Origin of the sequence: Cryobacterium sp. TMT1-2-1 (assembly GCF_004403955.1) — a bacterium.
GTDB classification, from domain to species: Bacteria; Actinomycetota; Actinomycetes; order Actinomycetales; family Microbacteriaceae; genus Cryobacterium; species Cryobacterium psychrotolerans.
The window spans coordinates 38281-59613 of the sequence record NZ_SOHC01000024.1; the positions used below are offsets into that span (position 1 = coordinate 38281).

At 70.1% G+C, this 21333-nt stretch carries 17 protein-coding genes; 8 read left to right on the top strand and 9 right to left on the bottom strand.

Features of this window, described 5'->3' with window-relative positions:
• Positions 1-50 precede the first annotated feature (50 nt).
• On the bottom strand, positions 51-1904 hold the full coding sequence (locus E3T33_RS04150; protein WP_134574817.1) for a phosphoenolpyruvate carboxykinase (GTP): 1854 nt from the start codon (positions 1902-1904) through the stop codon (positions 51-53).
• 157 nt (positions 1905-2061) lie between these two features.
• Here E3T33_RS04150 and E3T33_RS04155 point away from each other — a divergent pair, with 157 nt between their 5' ends.
• A complete protein-coding gene (locus E3T33_RS04155; protein WP_092322980.1) occupies positions 2062-3504 on the top strand; it encodes a helix-turn-helix transcriptional regulator in 1443 nt (480 codons plus the stop codon).
• Between the two features lie 169 nt (positions 3505-3673).
• On the opposite strand, the gene E3T33_RS04160 is transcribed toward E3T33_RS04155, so the two are convergent.
• On the bottom strand, positions 3674-4276 hold the full coding sequence (locus tag E3T33_RS04160) for a TetR/AcrR family transcriptional regulator C-terminal domain-containing protein (RefSeq protein WP_241982817.1): 603 nt from the start codon (positions 4274-4276) through the stop codon (positions 3674-3676).
• 187 nt (positions 4277-4463) lie between these two features.
• On the opposite strand from E3T33_RS04160, the gene E3T33_RS04165 reads away from it, so the two are divergent.
• Together E3T33_RS04165 and E3T33_RS04170 are read left to right on the top strand one after the other, a co-directional pair.
• The gene (locus E3T33_RS04165; protein ID WP_166784389.1) at positions 4464-5168 is read left to right on the top strand and encodes a DUF4386 domain-containing protein; all 705 of its coding nucleotides are present in this window, start codon (positions 4464-4466) and stop codon (positions 5166-5168) included.
• A 136-nt stretch (positions 5169-5304) separates the two neighbouring features.
• The gene (locus tag E3T33_RS04170; protein ID WP_134574820.1) at positions 5305-7404 is read left to right on the top strand and encodes a S9 family peptidase; all 2100 of its coding nucleotides are present in this window, start codon (positions 5305-5307) and stop codon (positions 7402-7404) included.
• Between the two features lie 130 nt (positions 7405-7534).
• On the opposite strand, the gene E3T33_RS04175 is transcribed toward E3T33_RS04170, so the two are convergent.
• From E3T33_RS04175 to E3T33_RS04190, 4 genes are all read right to left on the bottom strand, one after another.
• The gene (locus E3T33_RS04175) at positions 7535-8314 is read right to left on the bottom strand and encodes an SDR family NAD(P)-dependent oxidoreductase (RefSeq protein ID WP_134574821.1); all 780 of its coding nucleotides are present in this window, start codon (positions 8312-8314) and stop codon (positions 7535-7537) included.
• 4 nt (positions 8315-8318) lie between these two features.
• On the bottom strand, positions 8319-9503 hold the full coding sequence (locus E3T33_RS04180) for a thiolase family protein (RefSeq protein ID WP_092322973.1): 1185 nt from the start codon (positions 9501-9503) through the stop codon (positions 8319-8321).
• Between the two features lie 93 nt (positions 9504-9596).
• Positions 9597-10403 carry an RNA methyltransferase gene (locus E3T33_RS04185; protein ID WP_092322972.1) on the bottom strand — a complete coding sequence of 269 codons (807 nt, stop codon included), beginning with the start codon at positions 10401-10403 and terminating at the stop codon, positions 9597-9599.
• 237 nt (positions 10404-10640) lie between these two features.
• A complete protein-coding gene (locus E3T33_RS04190) occupies positions 10641-12116 on the bottom strand; it encodes an NAD-dependent succinate-semialdehyde dehydrogenase (RefSeq protein ID WP_092322970.1) in 1476 nt (491 codons plus the stop codon).
• Between the two features lie 403 nt (positions 12117-12519).
• Between E3T33_RS04190 and E3T33_RS04195 the strand changes: the two genes are divergently transcribed.
• From E3T33_RS04195 to hpaD, 5 genes are all read left to right on the top strand, one after another.
• Positions 12520-14034, top strand: a complete 1515-nt coding sequence (locus tag E3T33_RS04195; RefSeq protein WP_092322969.1) for a fumarylacetoacetate hydrolase family protein — start codon at positions 12520-12522, stop codon at positions 14032-14034.
• Entirely contained in the window at positions 14031-14690 is a 660-nt protein-coding gene (locus E3T33_RS04200) for a GntR family transcriptional regulator (protein WP_092322967.1), read from the top strand. The genes E3T33_RS04195 and E3T33_RS04200 overlap by 4 nt, the downstream gene beginning before the upstream one ends.
• A gap of 43 nt (positions 14691-14733) precedes the next feature.
• Positions 14734-15678, top strand: a complete 945-nt coding sequence (gene dapA / locus E3T33_RS04205) for a 4-hydroxy-tetrahydrodipicolinate synthase (protein ID WP_092322966.1) — start codon at positions 14734-14736, stop codon at positions 15676-15678.
• A gap of 41 nt (positions 15679-15719) precedes the next feature.
• Positions 15720-17243, top strand: a complete 1524-nt coding sequence (gene hpaE / locus E3T33_RS04210; protein WP_092323013.1) for a 5-carboxymethyl-2-hydroxymuconate semialdehyde dehydrogenase — start codon at positions 15720-15722, stop codon at positions 17241-17243.
• 126 nt (positions 17244-17369) lie between these two features.
• Complete coding sequence (gene hpaD, locus E3T33_RS04215; RefSeq protein WP_134474745.1) at positions 17370-18434, top strand: 3,4-dihydroxyphenylacetate 2,3-dioxygenase; 1065 nt, start codon at positions 17370-17372, stop codon at positions 18432-18434.
• A gap of 238 nt (positions 18435-18672) precedes the next feature.
• Here the strand turns inward: hpaD and E3T33_RS04225 are convergent, their stop codons facing one another.
• From E3T33_RS04225 to E3T33_RS04235, 3 genes are read right to left on the bottom strand one after another with little or no spacing between them, the layout of a single operon-like run.
• On the bottom strand, positions 18673-19431 hold the full coding sequence (locus tag E3T33_RS04225; protein WP_198417104.1) for an alpha/beta hydrolase: 759 nt from the start codon (positions 19429-19431) through the stop codon (positions 18673-18675).
• Entirely contained in the window at positions 19432-20022 is a 591-nt protein-coding gene (locus E3T33_RS04230) for an isochorismatase family protein (protein ID WP_092322961.1), read from the bottom strand. It abuts the gene before it with no gap.
• A gap of 16 nt (positions 20023-20038) precedes the next feature.
• Positions 20039-21331, bottom strand: a complete 1293-nt coding sequence (locus tag E3T33_RS04235) for a D-alanyl-D-alanine carboxypeptidase (RefSeq protein ID WP_134574822.1) — start codon at positions 21329-21331, stop codon at positions 20039-20041.
• Between the last annotated feature and the right edge of the window lie 2 nt (positions 21332-21333).

The following is a 21333-nucleotide window of genomic DNA, read 5'->3' on the forward strand; positions in this document are numbered from 1 at the left end:
CCCGGGAAGGTGCCAAACTCACAGTTCGGCGAGTTGGCGAGGTGGCGCGGCTACTCCGCGCGGAGGTTGTAGCGCACGCTGGCCAGCTCGGCGAGCAGCGCCGGGGGAACGCGGCTGCCGAACTTCTTGAAGTATTCCTCCGTCATGTCGCACTCCTCCATCCAGGACTCGTTGTCGATGCGGAACAGCTGCTCGACCTGGTGCTCGGACAGGTCGAGTCCGTCGAGGTTGAGCGCGTCGTCGGACGGGAGCAGTCCGATCGGGGTGTCGACGGCATCCGCCTTGCCCTCGATGCGACGCACGATCCACTCGATCACGCGCGAGTTCTCGCCGAAGCCGGGCCAGAGGAAGCTGCCGTCCGCGCCCTTGCGGAACCAGTTCACCTGGAAGATCGCCGGGGCGTTGACGCCGAGTCCCTTGCCGACCTTGAGCCAGTGGGCCCAGTAGTCGGCCATGTTGTAGCCGCAGAACGGGAGCATCGCGAACGGGTCGCGGCGCAGCTCGCCGACGGTGCCCTCGGCGGCCGCGGTCTTCTCGGAAGAGATCGTGGCACCCATGAACACACCGTGCTTCCAGCTGCGCGCCTGAGCGACGAGCGGGACGTTGGTGGCGCGACGGCCGCCGAACAGGATGGCATCGATCGGCACGCCGCCGAACGCCTCCCAGTCCTCGGAGATGGACGGGCACTGCGCGGCAGCGACGGTGAACCGGGAGTTGGGGTGCGCGGCCGGGCGTCCGGAATCGGGCGTCCAGTCGTTGCCCTGCCAGTCGATGAGGTGGCTCGGGGCCGTCTCGGTGAGGCCCTCCCACCAGACATCGCCGTCGTCGCGCAGCGCCACGTTTGTGAAGATCGTGTTGCCCCAGACCGTGTTCACGGCCGTCGGGTTCGTGATCTCGCCGGTGCCGGGGGCGACGCCGAAGAAGCCGGCCTCCGGGTTGATCGCGTAGAGCTTGCCGTCGGGGCCGGGGCGCAGCCAGGCGATGTCGTCGCCGATGGTCTCGACCTTCCATCCGGGGATGGTCGGGCGCAGCATCGAGAGGTTCGTCTTGCCGCAGGCGGAGGGGAACGCGGCGGCCACGTGGGACACGCCGCCCTCCGGCGAGGTGACCTTGATCAGCAGCATGTGCTCGGCGAGCCAGCCCTCATCGCGGGCCATGACGGATGCGATGCGCAGCGCGAACGACTTCTTCGACAGCAGCGCGTTGCCGCCGTAGCCCGAGCCGTACGACCAGACCTCGCGGGTGTCCGGGAACTGGACGATGTACTTGAGCTCGCTGCAGGGCCACTGCACGTCGTCGCGCTTGTGGCCGTCTTCCTCGATCAGCGGGAAGCCGACGCTGTGCACGGTCTGCACCCAGCGCGCCCCGCCCTCGATCAGGCGGAGGACCTTGTCGCCCATGCGGGTCATGATGCCCATGTTCAGAACGACGTAGGGCGAGTCGGTGATCTCGACGCCGAGCTGCGAGATGGGGCCGCCGAGCGGGCCCATCGAGAACGGCACGACGTACATCGTGCGGCCGCGCATGCTGCCGGCGAAGACGACCTGGAGCTCGTCGCGCATCAGCTCGGGGTCGGCCCAGTTGTTCGTGGGGCCTGCGTCGTCGGGGTCCGCGGAGCAGATGAACGTGCGGTCCTCGACGCGGGCGACATCGGAGGGATCCGTGCGGGCGAGGAAACTGTTGGGGCGCCACTCCGGGTTCAGGCGGATGAGCTTGCCCTCGGTGACGAGCTGCTTGGCCAGGGCGTCGGCTTCGCGCATGGAACCATCGCACCAGACGATTGCGTCCGGCTGGGTCAGGCGGGCGACCTCGTCAACCCAGGCCTGGAGGTTGGGGTCGGTCGTGCCCGAACCCGTGCTGGATTGTTCTCCGCCGGTCTGGATGGGGAAATTAGCGATGGTCATCTCCTGGCCTTTCATCGTTGATTTCAGGTCGATCTCGCTCGGGTGCGACGTTACAGGGCGTGAAAATTTGCCCTCTTGATCCAGTGTGCGGCAGAAATCCGGACAGAAAGCGAGAACCAGCCGTTAAGAAAGTCGTTTCTTTCGGTATTGTTAAGGAATGTCGTCGCAAGCCTCTGATCTCATCACCCTCGGCCATCGCATCCGTCATTTCCGCGGCCAGCGCGGGCTCACCCTGGACCAGCTCGGTGACCGGGTGGGGCTGGCCGGCAGCCAGCTCTCCCTGATCGAGAATGGGCGGCGGGAGCCGAAGCTCTCGACGCTGCAGGATGTCGCGGCCGCCCTGGGCGTCGACCTCACCGAGCTGCTCAGCCGCGACGCTCCGAACACGCGGGCGGCGCTGGAGATTGAGCTGGCCAGGGCGCAGAAAAACCCGCTCTACGGCGCGCTCGGCCTGCCCCAGGTCAAGGTGACCAAGGGCACCCCGCTGGCGGCCGTCGAGTCCCTCGTCGGGCTGCACCGGGAGCTCGCCCGCCGGGCCAGCGAGGCCATCGCCACGCCCGAGGAGGCGCGGCGCGCGAACACCGAGCTGCGCGAGCTGATGCGCGACCGCGACAATTACATGCCCGACATCGAGCAGCTGGCCGAAGACCAGGTGCGGGCCTCCGGGCACGTCTCGGGCGCGCTCACCCACCGGGAGGTGAGCGTGATGGCCGAGCGCCTGGGCTTCAACCTCATCTACGTCAACGACCTGCCCAACTCCACGCGCTCGGTGACCGACCTGGTCAATCACCGGATCTACCTGCCGCCGGCGTCCATCCCCGGCGGCCACGGCCTGCGGTCGATGGCGCTGCAGGCGATGGGGCACCGGCTGCTCGGCCACGAGCGGCCCTCCAGCTACGCCGAGTTCCTCTGGCAGCGGCTGCAGATCAACTACTTCGCGGCGGCAGCGCTGATGCCACGCGAGGCATCCCTCGCCTTCCTCTCCACCGCCAAGCGCGAGCGCGAGCTGGCCGTCGAAGACTTCCGCGACGCCTTCGGGGTGACGCACGAGGCCGCGGCCCTCCGGCTGACGAACCTGGCGACGAGCCACCTCGACATGACGCTGCACTTCCTGCGCGTCACCGGCGACGGCGCCCTGCAGAAGGGCTACGAGAACGACGGCCTCCCGTTGCCGGTCGACGTGACCGGCTCGATCGAGGGCCAGTACGTGTGCAAGCAGTGGAGCGCCCGCAGCGCCTTCACCCACACCAACCGCACCACCGAGTTCTACCAGTACACCGACACGCCGGCCGGCACGTTCTGGTGCGCGACGCAGACCGGGGCGACGGATGCCGGCGAGTTCTCGATCACCGTCGGCGTGCCGTTCGCGCAGGCGAAGTGGTTCCGCGGCCGGGAGACGACCCAGCGGGCCGTGTCCCGCTGCCCGGACGAGTCCTGCTGCCGGCGCCCGGTATCCGCGGTGTCGTCTCGCTGGGTCGGGAAGGCCTGGCCGAGCGCCAGACTGCACGCCCATGTGCTCTCGCCGCTGCCCTCCGGGACCTTCCCGGGCGTCGACGACACCGAGGTCTACGAGTTCCTCGAGGCGCACGCCGCGGAGTAGCCCCGTCGGGCGCCCGCCCTCGCGCTGGCTGAGTTGCTGTTACTGAGTTACTGAGTTACTGAGTTGCGGAAAAAGTACCTTCCCGAGCCCGCGGAAGGTACATTGTCCGCAACTCAACGGCATCCGCGACCGCGCGAAGCCGGAGCCGCGGGCGGCGGGCACCGTCGGACTATGACGCGTTTCGCATCGCCTCGAGCCCGTCGAGTATGAGGTCGAGTCCTACGAGGAACTCGTCGCCGTAGAAGTAGCCCGGCTTCAGCACATAGTCGGCGGTGAGCTCGGCAAGGTATGGGTACTCACTCCTGGGGAGCTGCGCGAGCATGATTTCGGCCATCGCGGCGACTTCTTCCGGTGTGGTGAAGGGCAGACTCTTTTCCTGCATTGCGAAACCATAGATGTAGCTGTCCACCGCTGAGAACGCGTGCGCCGCCATCATGACGGAGAAGCCGCCGTTGCGGAACGTGCCGATCACCCGGTCGTGGTGCCGGAGGGTGGCCGCACCGGGGTTCGCGCCGGAGTCCCGCACGGTTGTCGCCCAGGAGTGCCGGGCGAGAATCTCGCGAAAAGAGATCGAGCGTTTCCGGATGGCCGTCTTCCAGTCGTCGCTATGCGAAGGCAATTCGATCTCGCTGAAGACCGCGTCTGCCATGCCGTTGATGAGGTCTTCCTTGTTGGCGACGTGATTGTAGATCGACATTGCTTCGACGTTCAGCTCTTCGCCCAGCCGCCGCATCGTGAGCGCATCGAGTCCCCCGACGTCGGCGAGCCTCACGGCCGCCTCAATCACCCGATCGCGGTTCAGTCGGACTCGCGCCTCTGGCGCTGCCCTGCGCGGTGATGCCATGTCGCTCTCCCCTATTTTTCCTCAGTCATTGACAACCTTACTTCGTACATGTACCGTACTTACAACCTAAACATACGTCGTAAGTATGGACACCCTACAACGTAAGGAAATGATCATGACAACTCGCCTGCAGTTCGCACCGACCATCACGGCACGGGCGTTCACCCTGAACCCCTTCCGCTGGTCGCAGGCCACGGGAGCACTCGTGTCGGGCATCGCCCTGACGCTCATGGTGTTCCTGGCCATCTTCGGCAACTTCGTCGCCATCGAGGGTCTCGTGACCGCCGGAGACGCAGAGAAGACCGCGGAAGCGATCGCGGCCTCGCCGGCGCTGTGGATCGCCGGCATCGTCGCGATGTATCTCGTCGCCGTGCTGGACGTCGTCGCAGCCGCCGGAACCGCCGCGCTCTTCAAGCCCGTCAACAGCCTCGTCTCCACCGTGGCCGGCCTGACGAGGACCGCCTTTGCGGTCTGGTTCATGATCGCCCTCGGCCAGCTCGTGATCGCCTTCAACAACCTCGGCACCCCGGAGGCAGCGCTCCACAACATCGAGGCGTTCACCTCGATCTGGAACACCGCCCTCGGCCTGTTCGGCGTGTATCTCCTCATGGTCGCCTACCTGTCGATCCGCTCCGGCTTCATGCCGAAGATCTTCGGGATCCTCATCGGCATTGCGGGCCTGGGCTACATCGCCGACCTCGTCGGCCTGATCCTCGTACCCGGCTTCACGCCCGTCTTCGGCCTGTTCGGATTCGTCGGCGAGACCGCAATGATCTTCTGGCTCCTCATCAGGGGCCGCAAACTCCCCCGTACCTCCTGACTCCCCACAGGTGCGTCATTCGACGCTGAGTTGCGGAAAAAGTACCTTCCCGAGGCCGCGGAAGGTACTTTTTCCGCAAGTCAACGGCATCCGTTGGCGAATGGGGGGGGGCCGGCGCACCCGCTAGCGTGGGGCCATGACACTGACGTCCCCGTTCTCGCCGTTCTCTGCCCTCGATGACTACATCGCGCTCCCCCGGGTGGAAGGCCTCGCGCTCTCGCCCGACGGCCGGCGGGTGGTGCTCACGGTCGCCACGCTCTCCCGCGACCGCACCGGCTATGACCGCGCGCTCTGGTCCGTGCCCGCCGACGGCTCCGGGACGCCCGCCCGGCTGACGCGCTCCGCCAAGGGCGAATCCGGCGTTGCCTTCACCGGGTCCGGGGACATCCTCTTCGTCTCCGGGCGCCCCGACGCCGACGCCGAGAAAGACACCGAGGCCGCCCAATTGTGGGTGCTCCCCGCCGCCGGCGGCGAGGCCCGTGCGGTCACCCGCCTGGCCGGCGGCGTGTCCGGAATCGCCGCCACGGCGACAGCCTCGGACACGGTCGTGATCGCCGCTAACCTGCTCGTCAGCGCGACCGACCTCGAGGCCGACGCCACGGCGCGCGCCCTGCGCAAGGACAAGAAGGTCGCCGCCATCCTGCACGAAAGCTACCCGGTGCGGTACTGGGACCAGGACCTCGGTCCCGCCGAACCGCACCTGTTCTCACTCGACCTGTCCGCGCTCGAGGACGTCCTGGCGGCTTCGACCCCCGAAGCGGCCGGCTCGGACAAGAAAACGGATGCTCCCGCCCCCTACCCGGCGGACCTCCCCCGCCCCAGGGACCTCACCCCCGGCCCCGGCCGCTCGGGCGACACCGCCGGGGCGGACCTCACTCCCGACGGCCGCACCCTGATCACCGCGCTGCGTGTGCAGGAACAGCGCTCCGGCCGTTCCATCCTCGTGTCGATCGACCTGGGATCCGGCGCGCAGACCGTGCTCTTCGACGAAGAGCACGTGGACTTCGAGGCCCCGGCAGTCAGCCGCGACGGCAGCAGCATCGCGTTCGTGCGCGCCGAGGACAGCACCCCCGAGGGCCCCGCCGACCGGGAGATCTGGGTTGCCGACATCGACGGCGGCAACCCCCGCCGCCTCGCCCAGGGCTGGGACCGCTGGGCCTCGAGCCTGATCTTCGACGCCGACGACGAGGCCCTCGTCGTCACGGCCGACCACGACGGCCGCGGCCCCGTGTTCCGTGTGCCGCTCGACGGTTCGGCCGTGCGACGGGTGACGACCGACGAGTTCAGCTACACCGACGTGGCCGTCGACGCTGCAACCGGAGACCTCGTGGCGCTGCGGTCCTCGTGGACGGCGCCGTCGCATCCGGTTCGGATCAATCGGTCCGGCGAGGTCACCGTGCTCGCGACGCCGGCGACGCTGCCGGCCGCCCCGGGCACGATCACCGAGGTCGAGACGTCGGCCGAGGACGGCGCGCGGGTTCGGGCCTGGCTGCTGCTGCCCGAGGGGGCCTCGGCCGAGCATCCGGCGCCGCTGCTGCTCTGGATCCACGGCGGCCCGCTGAACAGCTGGAACGCCTGGAGCTGGCGGTGGAGCCCGCTGCTCGCGGTCGCCCGGGGCTACGCGGTGCTGCTGCCCGACCCCGCGCTCTCGACCGGCTACGGGCTCGACTTCATCGCCCGCGGCTGGGATGCCTGGGGCGCCAGGCCGTACACCGACCTCCTGGCGATCACGGATGCCGCGGAGGCCCGCGCCGACATCGACGCCACGAAAACCGCCGCGCTGGGCGGCTCGTTCGGCGGGTACATGGCGAACTGGGTCGCCGGGCACACCGACCGGTTCCGCGCCATCGTCAGCCACGCGAGCCTGTGGGCGCTCGACCAGTTCAACGGCACGACGGACAGCTCGCACTACTGGCAGAGCATCTTTTCGCCGCAGGGCATGATCGACAACTCGCCGCACCACAGCGTGCGCGAGATCGCGACGCCGATGCTCGTCATCCACGGCGACCACGACTACCGGGTGCCGATCGGCGAGAGCCTGCGGCTGTGGTCCGAACTCGCCGAGCATCACGCCGAGCCCGACGGGAGCACTCGGCACAAATTCCTGTACTTCCCCGACGAGAACCACTGGGTGCTGAAGCCCCAGCACGCCGTCGTCTGGTACGAAACGGTGTTCGCCTTCCTCGACCAGCACGTGCACGGGGCGGCGTGGAAGCGGCCGGAGTTGCTCGGCTGAGCGCCCCGGGCCGGACGGAGTCGCCCCCTCGCGGAATCACTCGATTCAGTTGCGGAGAAAGTACCTTCGTTTCGACATTGAAGGCACTTTCTCCGCAACTCAACCTGAACCTCGGCGGTTCACGGAACGGTCAGCGCGGCTGCATCCGGATGGCGCCGTCGAGCCGGATGGTCTCGCCGTTGAGCATGGGGTTCTCGACGATGTGGCGCACGAGGGCCGCATATTCGGACGGGTCGCCGAGCCGGGACGGATGCGGCACCTGCGCGCCGAGGGAGTCCCGCACCTCCTGCGCCATGCCCTGCATCATCGGGGTGTCGAAGATGCCCGGCGCGATGGTCATCACCCGGATGAACGACTGGGCGAACTCGCGGGCGAGCGGCAGTGTCATCGCGGCCACCCCGCCCTTGGACGCCGCGTAAGCGGCCTGCCCGATCTGGCCGTCGAAGGCCGCGACCGACGCGGTGTTCACGATCACGCCGCGCTCGGATGCTCCCTGTCCGGGGCCGCCGAGCGGTTCCGTCTGTTGCATGGCGGCGGCGGCCAGCCGGATCACGTTGAACGTGCCGACGAGGTTGATCCGGATGGCGCGTTCGAAGTCCTCCAGCGGCAGCGGGCCGCCCCGGCCGACCGTGCGCGCGCCGGGGGCGATGCCGGCGCAGTTGACGACGATCCGCAGCGGGGCCAGCGCGGTCGCGGCATCCACCGCGGCCTGAACGTCGGCCGGGTTGGTCACGTCGCCCGGCGCGAAGACGGCGCGACCGCCGAAATCGGCGGCGATCCGCTCGCCCGGCGATCCGGGGAGGTCGAGCAGCACCACGATGGCGCCGGCCTCGTGCAGGGCCGTCGCGGTGGCCAGGCCGAGGCCGGAGGCGCCTCCGGTGACGAGGGCGGAGCATGCGTCGATCTGCATGGGGTTAGAGCCTTTCGATAATGGTGGCGTTGGCCATGCCGCCGCCTTCGCACATTGCCTGGAGGCCGAAGCGGCCGCCGGTGGCTTCGAGGTGGTTCAGCAGGGTGCCGAGCAGGCGCGTTCCGGAGGAGCCGAGCGCGTGGCCGAGGGCGATCGCGCCGCCGCGCGGGTTGAGCCGCTCCGGGTCGGCGTGCAGGTCCTGGAGCCAGGCCAGCGGCACGGAGGCGAAGGCCTCGTTGACCTCGTAGGCGTCGAGGTCGTCGATGCCGAGGCCCGCGCGGTCGAGGATGCGGCGGGTCACCGGGATCACGCCGGTGAGCATGAGCAGGGGGTCGCTGCCGGTGACCGCAAAGCTGTGGAAGCGGGCGCGGGGGGTGAGGCCGAGCTGTTCGGCGCGGGCGGCGCTCATGATCAGCGCGGCGGATGCGCCGTCGGTCAGCGGGGAGGAATTGCCGGCGGTGATCTGCCAGTCGAGGTCGGGGAAGCGCTCGGCGAGGGCGTCGGTGCGGAAGGCCGGCTGGAGGCCGGCCAGGGATTCGACGGTGGTGCCGGCCCGGACGGTTTGGTCGAGGCTGACCACGCTGCCGTCCGGCGTGGCCACGGGCACGATCTCGCGGGCGAAGTCGCCGCGCCCGGCCGCGGCCGCGGCGAGGCGGTGCGAGCGGGCGGCGAAGGCGTCGAGCTCCTGCCGGCCGAGGCCCCACTTCTCGTTGATCAGCTCGGCCGAGACGCCCTGGCTGACCAGGCCCTCCGGGTAGCGCTCGCGGAGGAGCTCGCCGTAGGGGTCCTTTCCGCTGAGGGAGGAGCCGAGCGGCACCCGGCTCATCGATTCGACGCCGCAGGCGATGACGATGTCGTAGCTGCCGGCGATCACGCCCTGGGCGGCGAAGGTGGCGGCCTGTTGGCTGGAGCCGCACTGCCGGTCGATCGTGACGGCGGGGACGGAGTCGGGGAAGCCCGCGGCGAGGAGCGCGGTGCGGGTGATGTTGAAGCCCTGTTCGCCGGCCTGGCTGACGCATCCGCCGATCACGTCGTCGACGAGGGCCGGATCGAGGCCGTTGCGGCTGACCAGCTCGCCCAGCACGCCCGCGAGCAGGTCGGCGGGGTGCACGCCGGAGAGGGCGCAGCCGGGCTTGCCGCGGCCCGACGGGGTGCGGACGACATCCACGATTACGGCTTCGTTGCTCATGTCCCCAGCCTAGGACACCCCCGCGAAACCGCAGTTGTGCGCGCTAAGCGGGCGTTTTAACGCGCACAACTGCGGTTTCGCGGGGGGTCGGGGCTAGTCGGAGAGGGCCCACATGGCGACGGCGCTGGCCGCGGCCACGTTGAGCGAGTCGATGCCGTGCTTCATCGGGATCTGCACCACGGTGTCGGATGCCGCGAGCGCCTCGTCGGTGAGCCCGTGCCCCTCGGCGCCGAGCACGAGGGCGAGCCGCTCGTGCGCGCGGCCGTCGAAGTCACGCAGGCTCACGGCATCCGGGGTCAGGGCGAGCGCGGCCACATGAAAGCCGTGCCGGGTCAGCAGCCCGCGGGTGGCCGGCCAGTCGCCGACTCGGGTCCACGGCACCTGCAGCACGGTGCCCATCGAGACCCGGATGGCGCGGCGGTAGAACGGGTCGGAGCAGCGCGGCGTGACCAGGATCGCGTCCGCGCCGATCGCGCCGGCCGAGCGGAAGATGGCCCCGACGTTGGTGGGATCGGCGACGTCCTCGAGGATGACGATGCGGCGGGCGCCGGCGAGCAGCTCGTCCGGGTCGGGCAGGGCCGGCCGGTGCATCGAGGCAATCAGGCCGCGGTGCAGGATGTACCCGGTCAGCTCCGCGAGCAGCTCCCCCGGCCCGACGAAAACCGCAACGTCTGCGGCCCGATCGCCGAGGGCGGCCAGGGCCTCCTCGGCAGAGCCGCCGAGGGCGAGCACCGAGCGCGGCTGGTGCCCGGCCCGGAGCGCCCGCTCGAAGACGAGCAACGACTCGGCGAGGTACAGCCCGTGTTCGGTGCCGCGGGCCTTCTTGAGCGCCACATCGGTCAGGTGCGCGTAGTCGGCCAGCCGCGGGTCGCTGAGCTCTGTGATCTCGATGACGGGCATCCGCAAAGTCTAGGCCGCGGCCCACGCGCCCCCTCGTGCCCGCCGGCCGTTGTGGCCAACTCAGGAGAATCCGTTCCCGCGGGTCCCCAGTCCGCGGACCAGCGCGGCAAGTTCCGGATGCGACACCGATTCTCCTGAGTTAGTCACACACACACACACACGGACACGGACACGGACACACGCAGCCGGAGCTCCCGCGCGGTGCGCGGGAGCTCCTCAGGGTGGGGCGGGGCGGGGCTAGACGGTAAAGGGATCGGGCGTGAGCGTGTACTTCGTCGAGAGGTACTCGTGGATGCCCTCGAAGCCGCCCTCACGGCCGAGACCCGACTGCTTGACCCCGCCGAACGGGGCGGCCGCGTTGGAGATGACGCCCATGTTGAGCCCCATCATGCCGGTCTGCAGGCGCTCAATCATCCGCTGCCCGCGGGCCAGGTCCTTCGTGAACACGTAGCTGATCAGCCCGAATTCGGTGTCGTTGGCGATCCGCACCGCGTCATCCTCGTCGACGAACGGGATGATCGACAGCACCGGCCCGAAGATCTCTTCGCGCAGGATGTCGCTGCCGGCCTTCACCCCGCTGATCACGGTGGGCTGGTAGAAGGTGCCGACGCCCTCGATCGCGGAGCCGCCGGTGAGCAGCGTGGCGCCGCGCCGGACGGCGTCCTGCACGAGCGTGTCGGCTTTCGCCACGGCGTCGTCGTTGATCAGCGGGCCGATCGTGACGCCGTCTTCGGTGCCGCGCCCGACGGTGAAGCCGTTCACACGCTCCGTGACGCGGCGCGCGAATTCCTCGGCGATGGAGGCGTGCACGACGAACCGGTTCGCGGCGGTGCAGGCCTGGCCGATGTTGCGGAACTTGGCCATGATCGCCCCGTCAACGGCCCGGTCGAGGTCTGCGTCCTCGAACACGATGAACGGGGCGTTGCCGCCGAGCTCCATCGAGGTGCGCAGCACGCCCTGGGCGGACTGCTGGATGAGCTTCTGGCCGACGGCGGTCGAGCCGGTGAAGGAGAGCTTGCGCAGCCGCGGGTCGGCGATGATCGGCCCGGCCACGGCCGAGGAGGTCGAGGTCGTGATCACATTGACGACACCGGCCGGAAGACCGACCTCTTCGAACAGTTTGACCAGGTAGAGGGTGGTCAGCGGGGTGAGCTCGGCCGGCTTGATGACGACCGTGCAGCCGGCGGCGAGCGCCGGGGCGATCTTCCGGGTCGCCATGGCGAGCGGGAAGTTCCACGGGGTGATCAGGAAGCTCGGCCCCACCGGGTGCTGGGTGACGATCATCCGGCCGGTGCCCTCGGGGTTGGTGCCGTAGCGGCCGCTGATCCGCACGGCCTCCTCGCTGAACCAGCGCAGGAACTCGCCGCCGTAGGCGACCTCGCCGTGCGCCTCGGCCAGCGGCTTGCCCATCTCGAGCGTCATCAGCATCGCGAACTCGTGCTTGCGCTCCTGCAGCAGGTCGAACGCGCGGCGCAGGATCTCGCCGCGCACCCGCGGCGGGGTGGCGGCCCAGCTGTCCTGAGCCTCCACGGCGGCGTCGAGTGCGGCGGCGCCGTCTTCGACCCGGGCGTCGGCGATCGTCTTTATCACCTTGCCCGTGGCGGGGTCGAACACCTGGAGCGTGCCGCCATCGGCAGCCGGTACCCACCGGCCGTTGATGTACAGCTCGTTGGGTACCTGCGCGAGCAATTCGGATTCTGAAATGTGCAACACAATGCCTCCTCGGAAAGTCTGCTTCAAATCTAGCCGGTCTGAGCAAGAACTTCGCCCGGCCGCAGCGGAAGAGAGTCGTCTCGGTGACTGACGACGACGGATTCCGCGGCAGCCGGACGAAAATACGCTCAGATCCGCTGCATTCGGTCCGTGCCGGCCCGCACTTCGCGGATGCGCGCAGGTTCCGGCGGTCGATCACCGGGCGCCAGAGAGTCGCCGTTCCTGCCGACAGTCGCCGTTGCACCGGGGATTCTCGGCGTAATCGGCGATTCTCGGCGAGGGGATCCACCGGCGGCTCGAGTGCGGATGATATACGATCTGTGATACGTTGGCCGGATCGTATCGGAGATACAAGGGAGTATTCCATGGCAGTGACGCCTCGATCGGTAGCGACCACCAGATCATGCTGATTCCACAGGTTCCGGGTGCCGGCGAACACGGCACAGGGGGTGCGCCGGGCAAGATCATTGCCGTGCACCTCAACTACCCGAGCCGCGTCGCCCAGCGCGGCCGCACTCCGGAGCAGCCCGGGTATTTCCTGAAGCCGGCCACCTCGCTCGCCGTGAGCGGGGCTCCGGTCGAACGCCCGGCCGGATGCGAGCTGCTCGCGTTCGAGGGAGAGATCGCGCTGGTCATCGGGCGCCTCACCCGCCGCGTCACACCCGAGGAGGGCTGGGCGGCCGTCTCGCACGTCACCGCGGCCAACGACCTGGGCGTCTACGACCTGCGCCACGCCGATAAGGGCTCGAACCTGCGCTCCAAGGGCGGCGACGGCTTCACCCCGCTCGGCCCGGTCTTCCTGCCCGCCGAGGGCCTCGACCCGGCCGGCCTGCGCCTGCGCACCTGGGTCAACGGCGAGCTCGTGCAGGACGACACGACCGCCGACCTGCTCTTTCCGTTCGGCCGGCTGGTGGCCGACCTCTCCCAGCTGATCACGCTCGAGCCCGGGGACGTCATCCTCACCGGAACTCCGGCGGGGTCATCCGTCGTCTCGCCCGGCGACGTCGTCGAGGTCGAGGTGGATGCCCCCGACGCCCCCGGCGCGCCGACAACGGGCCGTCTCGTCACCCCCATCACCGGGGGCACCGTGCCGCTCGCCCCGTGGGGCGCCGGGCCCAGGGTCGACGACCTGCAGCGCGCGGAGGCCTGGGGCTCGGCCGAGGCCGCCGGCCTCGTGTCGGCGGATGCCCCCGCGGACGCGCCGGCGGATGCCCCGGCCGCGTTCACCCTCACGCCCGAGCTCATCGCCCGGATCAACAGCGTCGGCACGGCCACCCTCAGCTCCCAGCTGCGTAAGCGCGGCCTGAACAACGTGTCCATCGACGGGCTCCGGTCGACCCGGCCGGAGGCCCGCCTCGTCGGCCGCGCCCGCACGCTGCGCTACATTCCGAACCGGGAAGACCTGTTCGAGTCCCACGGCGGCGGGTACAACGCCCAGAAACGCGCCTTCGACGGGCTCGGCCCGGGCGACGTGCTGGTGATGGAGGCCCGCGGCGAGCGCGGCACGGGCACGGTCGGCGACATCCTCGCCCTGCGCGCCCAGGTGCGCGGAGCCGCCGGCCTCGTCACCGACGGCGGCGTGCGCGACCTCGTGGCCGTCTCCGCCCTGGACATCCCCACCTACCACGCCGGCGGGCACCCGGCCGTGCTCGGGCGCCGCCACGTTCCCTGGGACGTGGACGTGACCGTCGCCTGCGGCGGCACGTCGGTGCAGCCCGGCGACGTCATCGTCGGCGATGCCGACGGGCTGCTCGTCATCCCGCCGCACCTGGTCGAGGAAGTCGTCACCGCGGGGATCGAACAGGAACGCGAGGAAACGTTCATCGCCGCCATGGTCGCCGCCGGCGAGGGCGTCGACGGCCTGTACCCGATGAACGCGGCCTGGCGGGCACGCTACCTGGAGGAGCGGGACGCATGAGCGCCTCGGATGCCGCCGGCGTGAGCAAGTCCCAGCTCGCCTACGGGTGGATTCGGGAGCGCATCGCCGACGGCCGGTTCAGCCCGGGCTACCGGCTCGTGCTCGGCCAGATCGCCGGCGACCTCGGGGTCAGCGCGGTTCCGGTGCGCGAGGCCATCCGGAAACTCGAGGCCGAGGGCCTGATCACCTTCGAACGCAATGTCGGCGCCCAGGTGGCCATGCTGAACGCCGCCGAGTACGAAGTCACCATGCAGACGCTCGGCCTGGTCGAGGGGTACGCCACCGCCCTCGCCGCCCCCACGATCAGCGTCGTCACCCTGCGCAAGGCCAGGGCCGTGAACCAGGCGATGCGGGAGAACCTCACCCACTTCGAACCGGCCAGCTTCACCCGGCTGAACGCCGAGTTCCACACGCTCCTGTTCGAGACCTGCCCCAACCCGCACATCCTCGACCTGGTGCACCGCGGCTGGACCCGCCTGAACGCGCTGCGCAGCTCGACCTTCAGCTTCGTGCCGGGCCGTGCCCCCGAATCCGTCGCCGAGCACGACGCGCTGCTCGACCTGATCGAGGGCGGAGCGGACCCGCTCGACATCGAGCTCTGCGCCCGCAACCACCGCCTGTCCACCCTCGACGCCTTCCTCGCCCACCACGCGTAACACCGATCCGGGCACGCAAGCACCGGATCAGAGAGCAGAGACAATGAAGTTCCGCAGCAATCCAGCCCAGATCAAGGGCTCCATCGCGCCCCTGATGTCGCCGTTCACCGCGGACGGGGCCGTCGACCACGCGGGCCTGGTCAACCTCGTGAACTGGCAGCTGGCATCCGGCACCCACGGAATCTCGATCGGCGGCTCGACCGGCGAGCCCAGCTCGCAGACCATCGCCGAGCGCGCCGACGCCATCCGCACGGTCGCCGCCGCGATCGACGACCGGGTGCCGTTCATGCCCGGCACCGGCTCGGCCAAGCTCGACGAGACCCTCGAGCTCACCGCTGCCGCGCAGGATGCCGGCGTCGACGCCGCCCTGATCATCACGCCGTACTACGCCCGCCCCACCCAGGAGGCGCTCTACGTCTGGTACAAAACGGTCGCCGAGGAGTTCCCCGACCTGCCGATCGTGGCCTACAACGTGCCCAGCCGCACCGCTGTCGACATCGGCCCGGAGACCATCGCGCGCCTCTACCGCGATTTCGACAACTTCGTCGGCGTCAAGGAGACGACCAAGGACTTCGAGCACTTCTCCCGGGTGCTCCAGCTCTGCGGTCCCGACCTGCTGGTCTGGAGCGGCATCGAGCTGCTCTGCCTGCCGTTGCTCGCCCTCGGCGGCGTCGGCTACATCAGCGCCACCTCGAACATCGCCCCGGTCGCCCACGTCGAGATGTACAACGCGTGGATCGAGGGCGACATCGAACGCGCACGGGAGATCCACTACGGCCTGCACCCGCTCGTCGACCTGCTCTTCGTCGAGACCAACCCGGCGCCGGGCAAATGGGTGCTCGAGCAGCGCGGCCTGATCGCATCCGGTTTCGTGCGCCCGCCGCTGATCACGCCGACGCCTGAAGGCATCGAAAAAATGACCAGGCTGCTGGCCGCGGGCGAGAAATACCTCTCCCCGGTCGACGGCTTCACCGTGAAGGGAGCATGACCATGCCCGACCCCGCCTCCGCCGCCGCCCGCGCGGCCCAGATGCACGCCGCGCCCACCCACCACGCGGCCGCCGCCCACTACATCCCGGAGAACCTGCCGACCCGGATCCAGCACTTCATCGACGGCGAGTTCGTCGACAGCGTGTCGGGGAAGACGTTCGACGTGCTCGACCCGGTGTCGAACCGGAGCTACGCCACGGCCGCCGCCGGGCAGGCGGAGGACATCGACCTGGCCGTCGCCGCGGCGACGCGCGCGTTCACCGACGGGCCCTGGCCCCGGATGCTCCCCCGCGCCCGCGCGCAGGTGCTGAACCGCATCGCCGAAGCGATCGAGGCGCAGGATGCCCGGCTGGCCGAACTCGAAACCTTCGACACCGGGCTGCCGATCACGCAGGCCCTCGGCCAGGCGCACCGCGCGGCCGAGAACTTCCGCTTCTTCGCCGACCTGATCGTGGCCCAGGCCGACGACACGTACAGCGTGCCCGGGCGGCAGATCAACTACGTCAACCGCAAGCCGGTCGGTGTCGCCGGCCTGATCACCCCGTGGAACACCCCGTTCATGCTGGAGAGCTGGAAGCTCGCCCCCGCGCTGGCCTCCGGCTGCACCGTCGTGCTCAAGCCGGCCGAGTTCACTCCGCTGTCGGCGAGCCTGTGGGCGGAGATCTTCGCCGCCGCCGGGCTGCCCGCCGGGGTGTTCAACCTGGTCAACGGGATCGGCGAGGAGGCCGGCGACGCGCTGGTGAAGCATCCGAGAGTCCCCCTGATCTCGTTCACCGGCGAGACCACAACCGGCCAGCTGATCTACCGCAACTGCGCCGCGAACCTCAAGGGCATGTCGATGGAGCTCGGCGGCAAGTCGCCCGCCGTCGTCTTCGCCGACGCCGACCTCGACGCGGCGATCGACTCGACCCTGTTCGGTGTCTTCTCGCTCAACGGCGAGCGCTGCACCGCCGGCAGCCGCATCCTGGTCGAGCGCAGCATCTACGAGGACTTCTGCGCCCGCTTCGCGGCGCGCGCCCAGCAGATCGTGGTCGGCGACCCGCACGACCCGAAGACCGAGGTGGGCGCGCTCGTGCACCCCGAGCACTTCGCCAAGGTGATGAGCTACGTGGAGCTCGGCAAGTCCGAGGGCCGCCTGCTCGCCGGCGGCGGCCGCCCGGCCGGCCTTCCGGAGGGCAACTACGTGGCGCCGACGGTGTTCGCGGATGTCGCCCCGACGGCGCGGATCTTCCAGGAGGAGATCTTCGGCCCGGTCGTGACGATCACCCCGTTCGACACCGACGCGGAGGCCCTCGAACTGGCCAACGGCGTGAAGTACGGGCTGGCCGCCTACCTCTGGACCTCGGACCTCACCCGCGCGCACACCTTCGCGCACGCGGTCGAGGCCGGCATGGTCTGGCTGAACTCGCACAACGTGCGGGACCTCCGCACGCCGTTCGGCGGGGTGAAGGCCTCCGGTCTCGGCCACGAGGGCGGCTACCGGTCGATCGACTTCTACACCGACCAGCAGGCCGTGCACATCTCGCTCGGCGTCGTGCACACCCCCCGCTTCGGCGCGCGCTAGCCCCCGCTCGGGCTGTGAGGGGTGGCATATCGACCTTCATTGCCGTCAGGAAGGTCGATATGCGACCCCTCACGGGCGGGGCCCCGTCCCGCACCGTCACGAACCCACTCAACGAGGAGATCTCCCATGAACCCCCAGCCCACCTCCACCCCGCCGGACATCATCCGCGCCGCCTACGCGGAGCTGATCGTGACCGACCTCGCCGAGTCCCGCGCGTTCTACGTGGGCGTGCTCGGGCTCGTCGTCACCTACGAGGACGACGAGGCCATCTACCTGCGCGCCTTCGAGGAATACCTGCACCACTCCCTGGTGCTGCGCCTCGGCCCGGTCGCCGCCCTCGCCGCCCTCGCCTACCGGGTGCGGTCGCAGGACGAGGTCGCGGTTGCGGCCGACTACTACCGCGAGCTCGGCGCCCGCGTCGAGCCACGCCCGGCCGGCGCGACCCGCGGCGTCGGCGAGGCGGTCAGGGTCGAGGATCCGCTGGGCTTCCCGGTCGAGTTCTTCTACGACTCCGAGCACGTCGAACGCTTCACCCGCCGCTACGACGTGCACGGTGCCGGGGCGATCTCCCGCCTCGACCACTTCAACGTGATGACCCCCGACGTCGAGGCCGCCCGCGCCTACCACGAGGGCCTCGGCTTCACCGTGTCCGAGGACATCCAGGATGCCGAGGGCACCACCTACGCCGCGTGGATGTACCGCAAGCCCACCGTGCACGACGTCGCCCTCACCGGCGGCGACGGCCCGCGCCTGCACCACATCGCCTTCGCCACGCACGAGCAGCACCAGATCCTGCACATCTGCGACCACCTCGGAGCCCTGCGCCAATCGGACAAGATCGAGCGCGGTCCGGGCCGGCACGGCGTCTCGAACGCGTTCTACCTGTACCTGCGCGACCCCGACGGGCACCGGATCGAGATCTACACGCAGGATTACTACACCGGCGACCCGGACAACCCCACCCTCACCTGGGACGTGCACGACAACCAGCGCCGCGACTGGTGGGGCAACCCGGTCGTGCCCAGCTGGTACAGCGAGGCATCCGCCGTGCTCGACCTGGACGGCGTCGTGCGCCCCCTGGTCGCGCGCACCGAGCCGGCCGAGGCGGCCGTCACGATCGGCGCCGACGGCTTCTCGTACACCCGCGAGGGCGAGCCGAGCCCCGAGTACAAGCTCGGCCACCAGCTCTAACCGTCCCCCATTCCCCATCCCCCATCCCCGTCTCCCGTCCCCACCCCACATCCCCGCGAGACAGCAGTTGTGCGCGTTATGGCGCACGTTTAACGCGCACAACTGCGGTTTCGCGGGAAAGGGCGGGAAAAAAATGGGGGAAGGGGGAAGGGGGCAGGGGTCAGGGGGCAGGGGGCAGGGGTCAGGGGGCAGGGGGCAGGGGTCAGGGGGTAGGGGTCAGGGGGCAGGCGGGAAGGGGTCAGGCGAGGAAGGCCAGCGCGGCCTGCTTGAACTCGCGGGAGGTCAGGGCGTTGATGTGGCCGCGGCCGGCGAGTTCCAGGTACTCCGAACCGCGCGCCCGCGCGATCTCCTCCACTCCGGCCGGGATCGTGTCGGCCCCGCCGGCGGCGTAGAGCACCGGGATGCCCGGCGGCACGTCGAGCGTGGCGCCCGCGACTCCCTGCACGCAGGCCATGAGCGCGTCCCGGTCGGCGCCTGCCTGGATCGCCGCGCCGAGCACTGCCGCGATCGTCGGGTCGGCCGGCAGGTCGCCGTGGGTCACGAAGCGGCGCACCGCGTCCGGGTCCCAGGTTTCGAAGAGTTCCAGCGGCCCGGCCCCGCCGAGCACGACCCGCCGCACCCGCTCGGGCGCCAGCTGGGTGAGGGCCGCGGCGACGCGCGAGCCCATCGAGTAGGCGATGACGTCGACCTGGTCGAGTTCGAGCGCGTCGAGCACGGCGACGAGGTCGGCCGCGAGCTGGCGCGGCGCGTAGTCGGCCGCGCGGCGGGGAGCATCGCTGCGCCCGTGGCCGCGCAGGTCGGGGGTGATCACGCCGCGTCCGGCATCCGTGATCGCGCGCACCCAGCCGGGGGTCGACCAGGTGACCGCGGCCGTCGACGCGAAGCCGTGCACGAGGAGGATGGGGCGCTCCCCCGGCACGTAGTCGTAGGCGATCCGCACTCCGTCGAGGCGCCGGGCGAATTCGGCCACCGCTACCGGACGCTCACTCAGCGACACCTATTCGACCACGTCAGACGTGGCGAGGGCGGCGCCCAGGTGAGCCATTTCGGCCAGGGCCGCCTCGCTCGTCTCCGCCGTTACCCCGGCGACCAGGTCGGTGAGCACGCGCACGTGCTGGCCGTGCTCGAGCGCGTCGACGACCGAGGCGCGCACGCAGTAGTCGGTGGCCAGGCCGACGACGTCGACATCCGTCACGCCGTTGGCGATCAGCAGTTCGCCGGTCTTGTCCCCGCCCTCGGAGACGCCGTCGAAGATGGAGTACCCCGGGGAGCCCTGGCCCTTGCGGATGTGGATGGTCTCCTCGGGCAGCAACAGGGCCGCGTGGTAGTCGGCGCCGGGCGTGCCCGCGACGCAGTGCACCGGCCAGGTGGTGCTGAAGTCGGGCTCGCCCGCCGCGGCGAAGTGGCCCGCATTGTCGCTGTCGGCATCGTGCCAGTCCCGCGACGCGAAGACGACGTCGTAGGCGTTCGGATGCGCCGCCAGCAGTTCGGTCACCGCCGAAGCCACGGCGCCGCCGCCCGCCACGGCGAGCGCGCCGCCCTCGGTGAAGTCGTTCTGCACGTCGATGATGAACAGTGCCCTGGTCACGGATTTCTCCTTCGCTTCAGTTGTTCGAGAGGTTGTCGCCGCAGCGGAAGAACCCCGTCGTAATGGTATCGATGGCCTGCTTCGCATTATCGCTCACATCACCCAGCGCGTATACGGCGAAGGTCAGCGGGGTGCCGTCGGCGGCGTGGATGATGCCCGACAGCGTGTACCCGGTGTCTATCCAGCCGGTCTTCGCGAAGACGGCCCCGTCGGCGGCCGCGTTGGCGCCGGCGAACCGGTCGCTGTAGGAGAGCGACCCGGTGCGCCCGGCGACGGGCAGGCCGTCGGCGATGACGCCCAGGCTGCCCTCGCGCCGGTGGACCTTCACGAACAGGCGGGTCAGGTAGGCCGGGGCGACCGCGTTGTCCACGCTCAGGCCGGAGCCGTCCGTGATCACGATCCCGGTCGTGTCGATGCCGTAGGGCTCGAGTCCGCCGACGATGCCCTGCTGCAGCGCGTCGAACGTGTTCCCGGCGCCGGATTCCACCGCGACGAGCCGGGCGAGCATCTCGGCGACGGCGTTGTCCGAGACGATCAGTGACTGCTTCACCAGGGTGGATACCGGCTGGGACGACACCGCCGCGAGCTTCGCGGCGCCGGCGGGGGCGGTGCCCCGGCTGATCGACACTCCGCCGCCGAGGGCGTCGGCGAAGGCCTGCCCGGCCCGGCCGATCGGGTCCTCGCTGCGCGGCGAGGTGCCCCGGTACGGGTCCTCGCGGTCGCCGTCGACCTGCAGCGCGGTGATTTCGGGCATGTAGCCGGCCGCCAGTTCCGTGCGCGCCCAGCCGGGCTGCCAGCCGGGGCCGCCGAAGAGCGACGCGTCGAGCACGAGCGAGGTGATCGGAGTGCCGGGGTGCGCCGCGGTCCATGCCGCGGTGGTCTGCCGGGCCAGCTCGTCGAGGTGCGCGGCGCCGGCGTAGACGGATTCGTTGCCCGACGGTGTGCGGGACAGCGTCACGTCTCCCCCGCCGACGAGCACCACCTGGCCCGGTTCGCTGCCGGCGACGACGGTGGTCGTGGCCCGGTAGTCCGGTCCGAGCACACTGAGCGCGGCGGCGCTCGTGAGCACCTTGAGCACGCTGGCCGTGCGGGAGGCGGTGCGTCCGCCGCGGTCGAAGAGCACCTCGCCGGTGTCCGCGTTGACCACATGCGCCTGGAAGTGTGCGAGGCGGGGATCAGCGGCGAGGCCGGCCACCGAGCAGGTGCGGAGGCGCCCCGGGACGGTGGTGGCGGCCGGGACGGGACGGGCCGTCGGCTGCGCGCTCGCGGCGGGCACGGCCGCGGTGGGACTCACGGCGGCCACGGGCATCC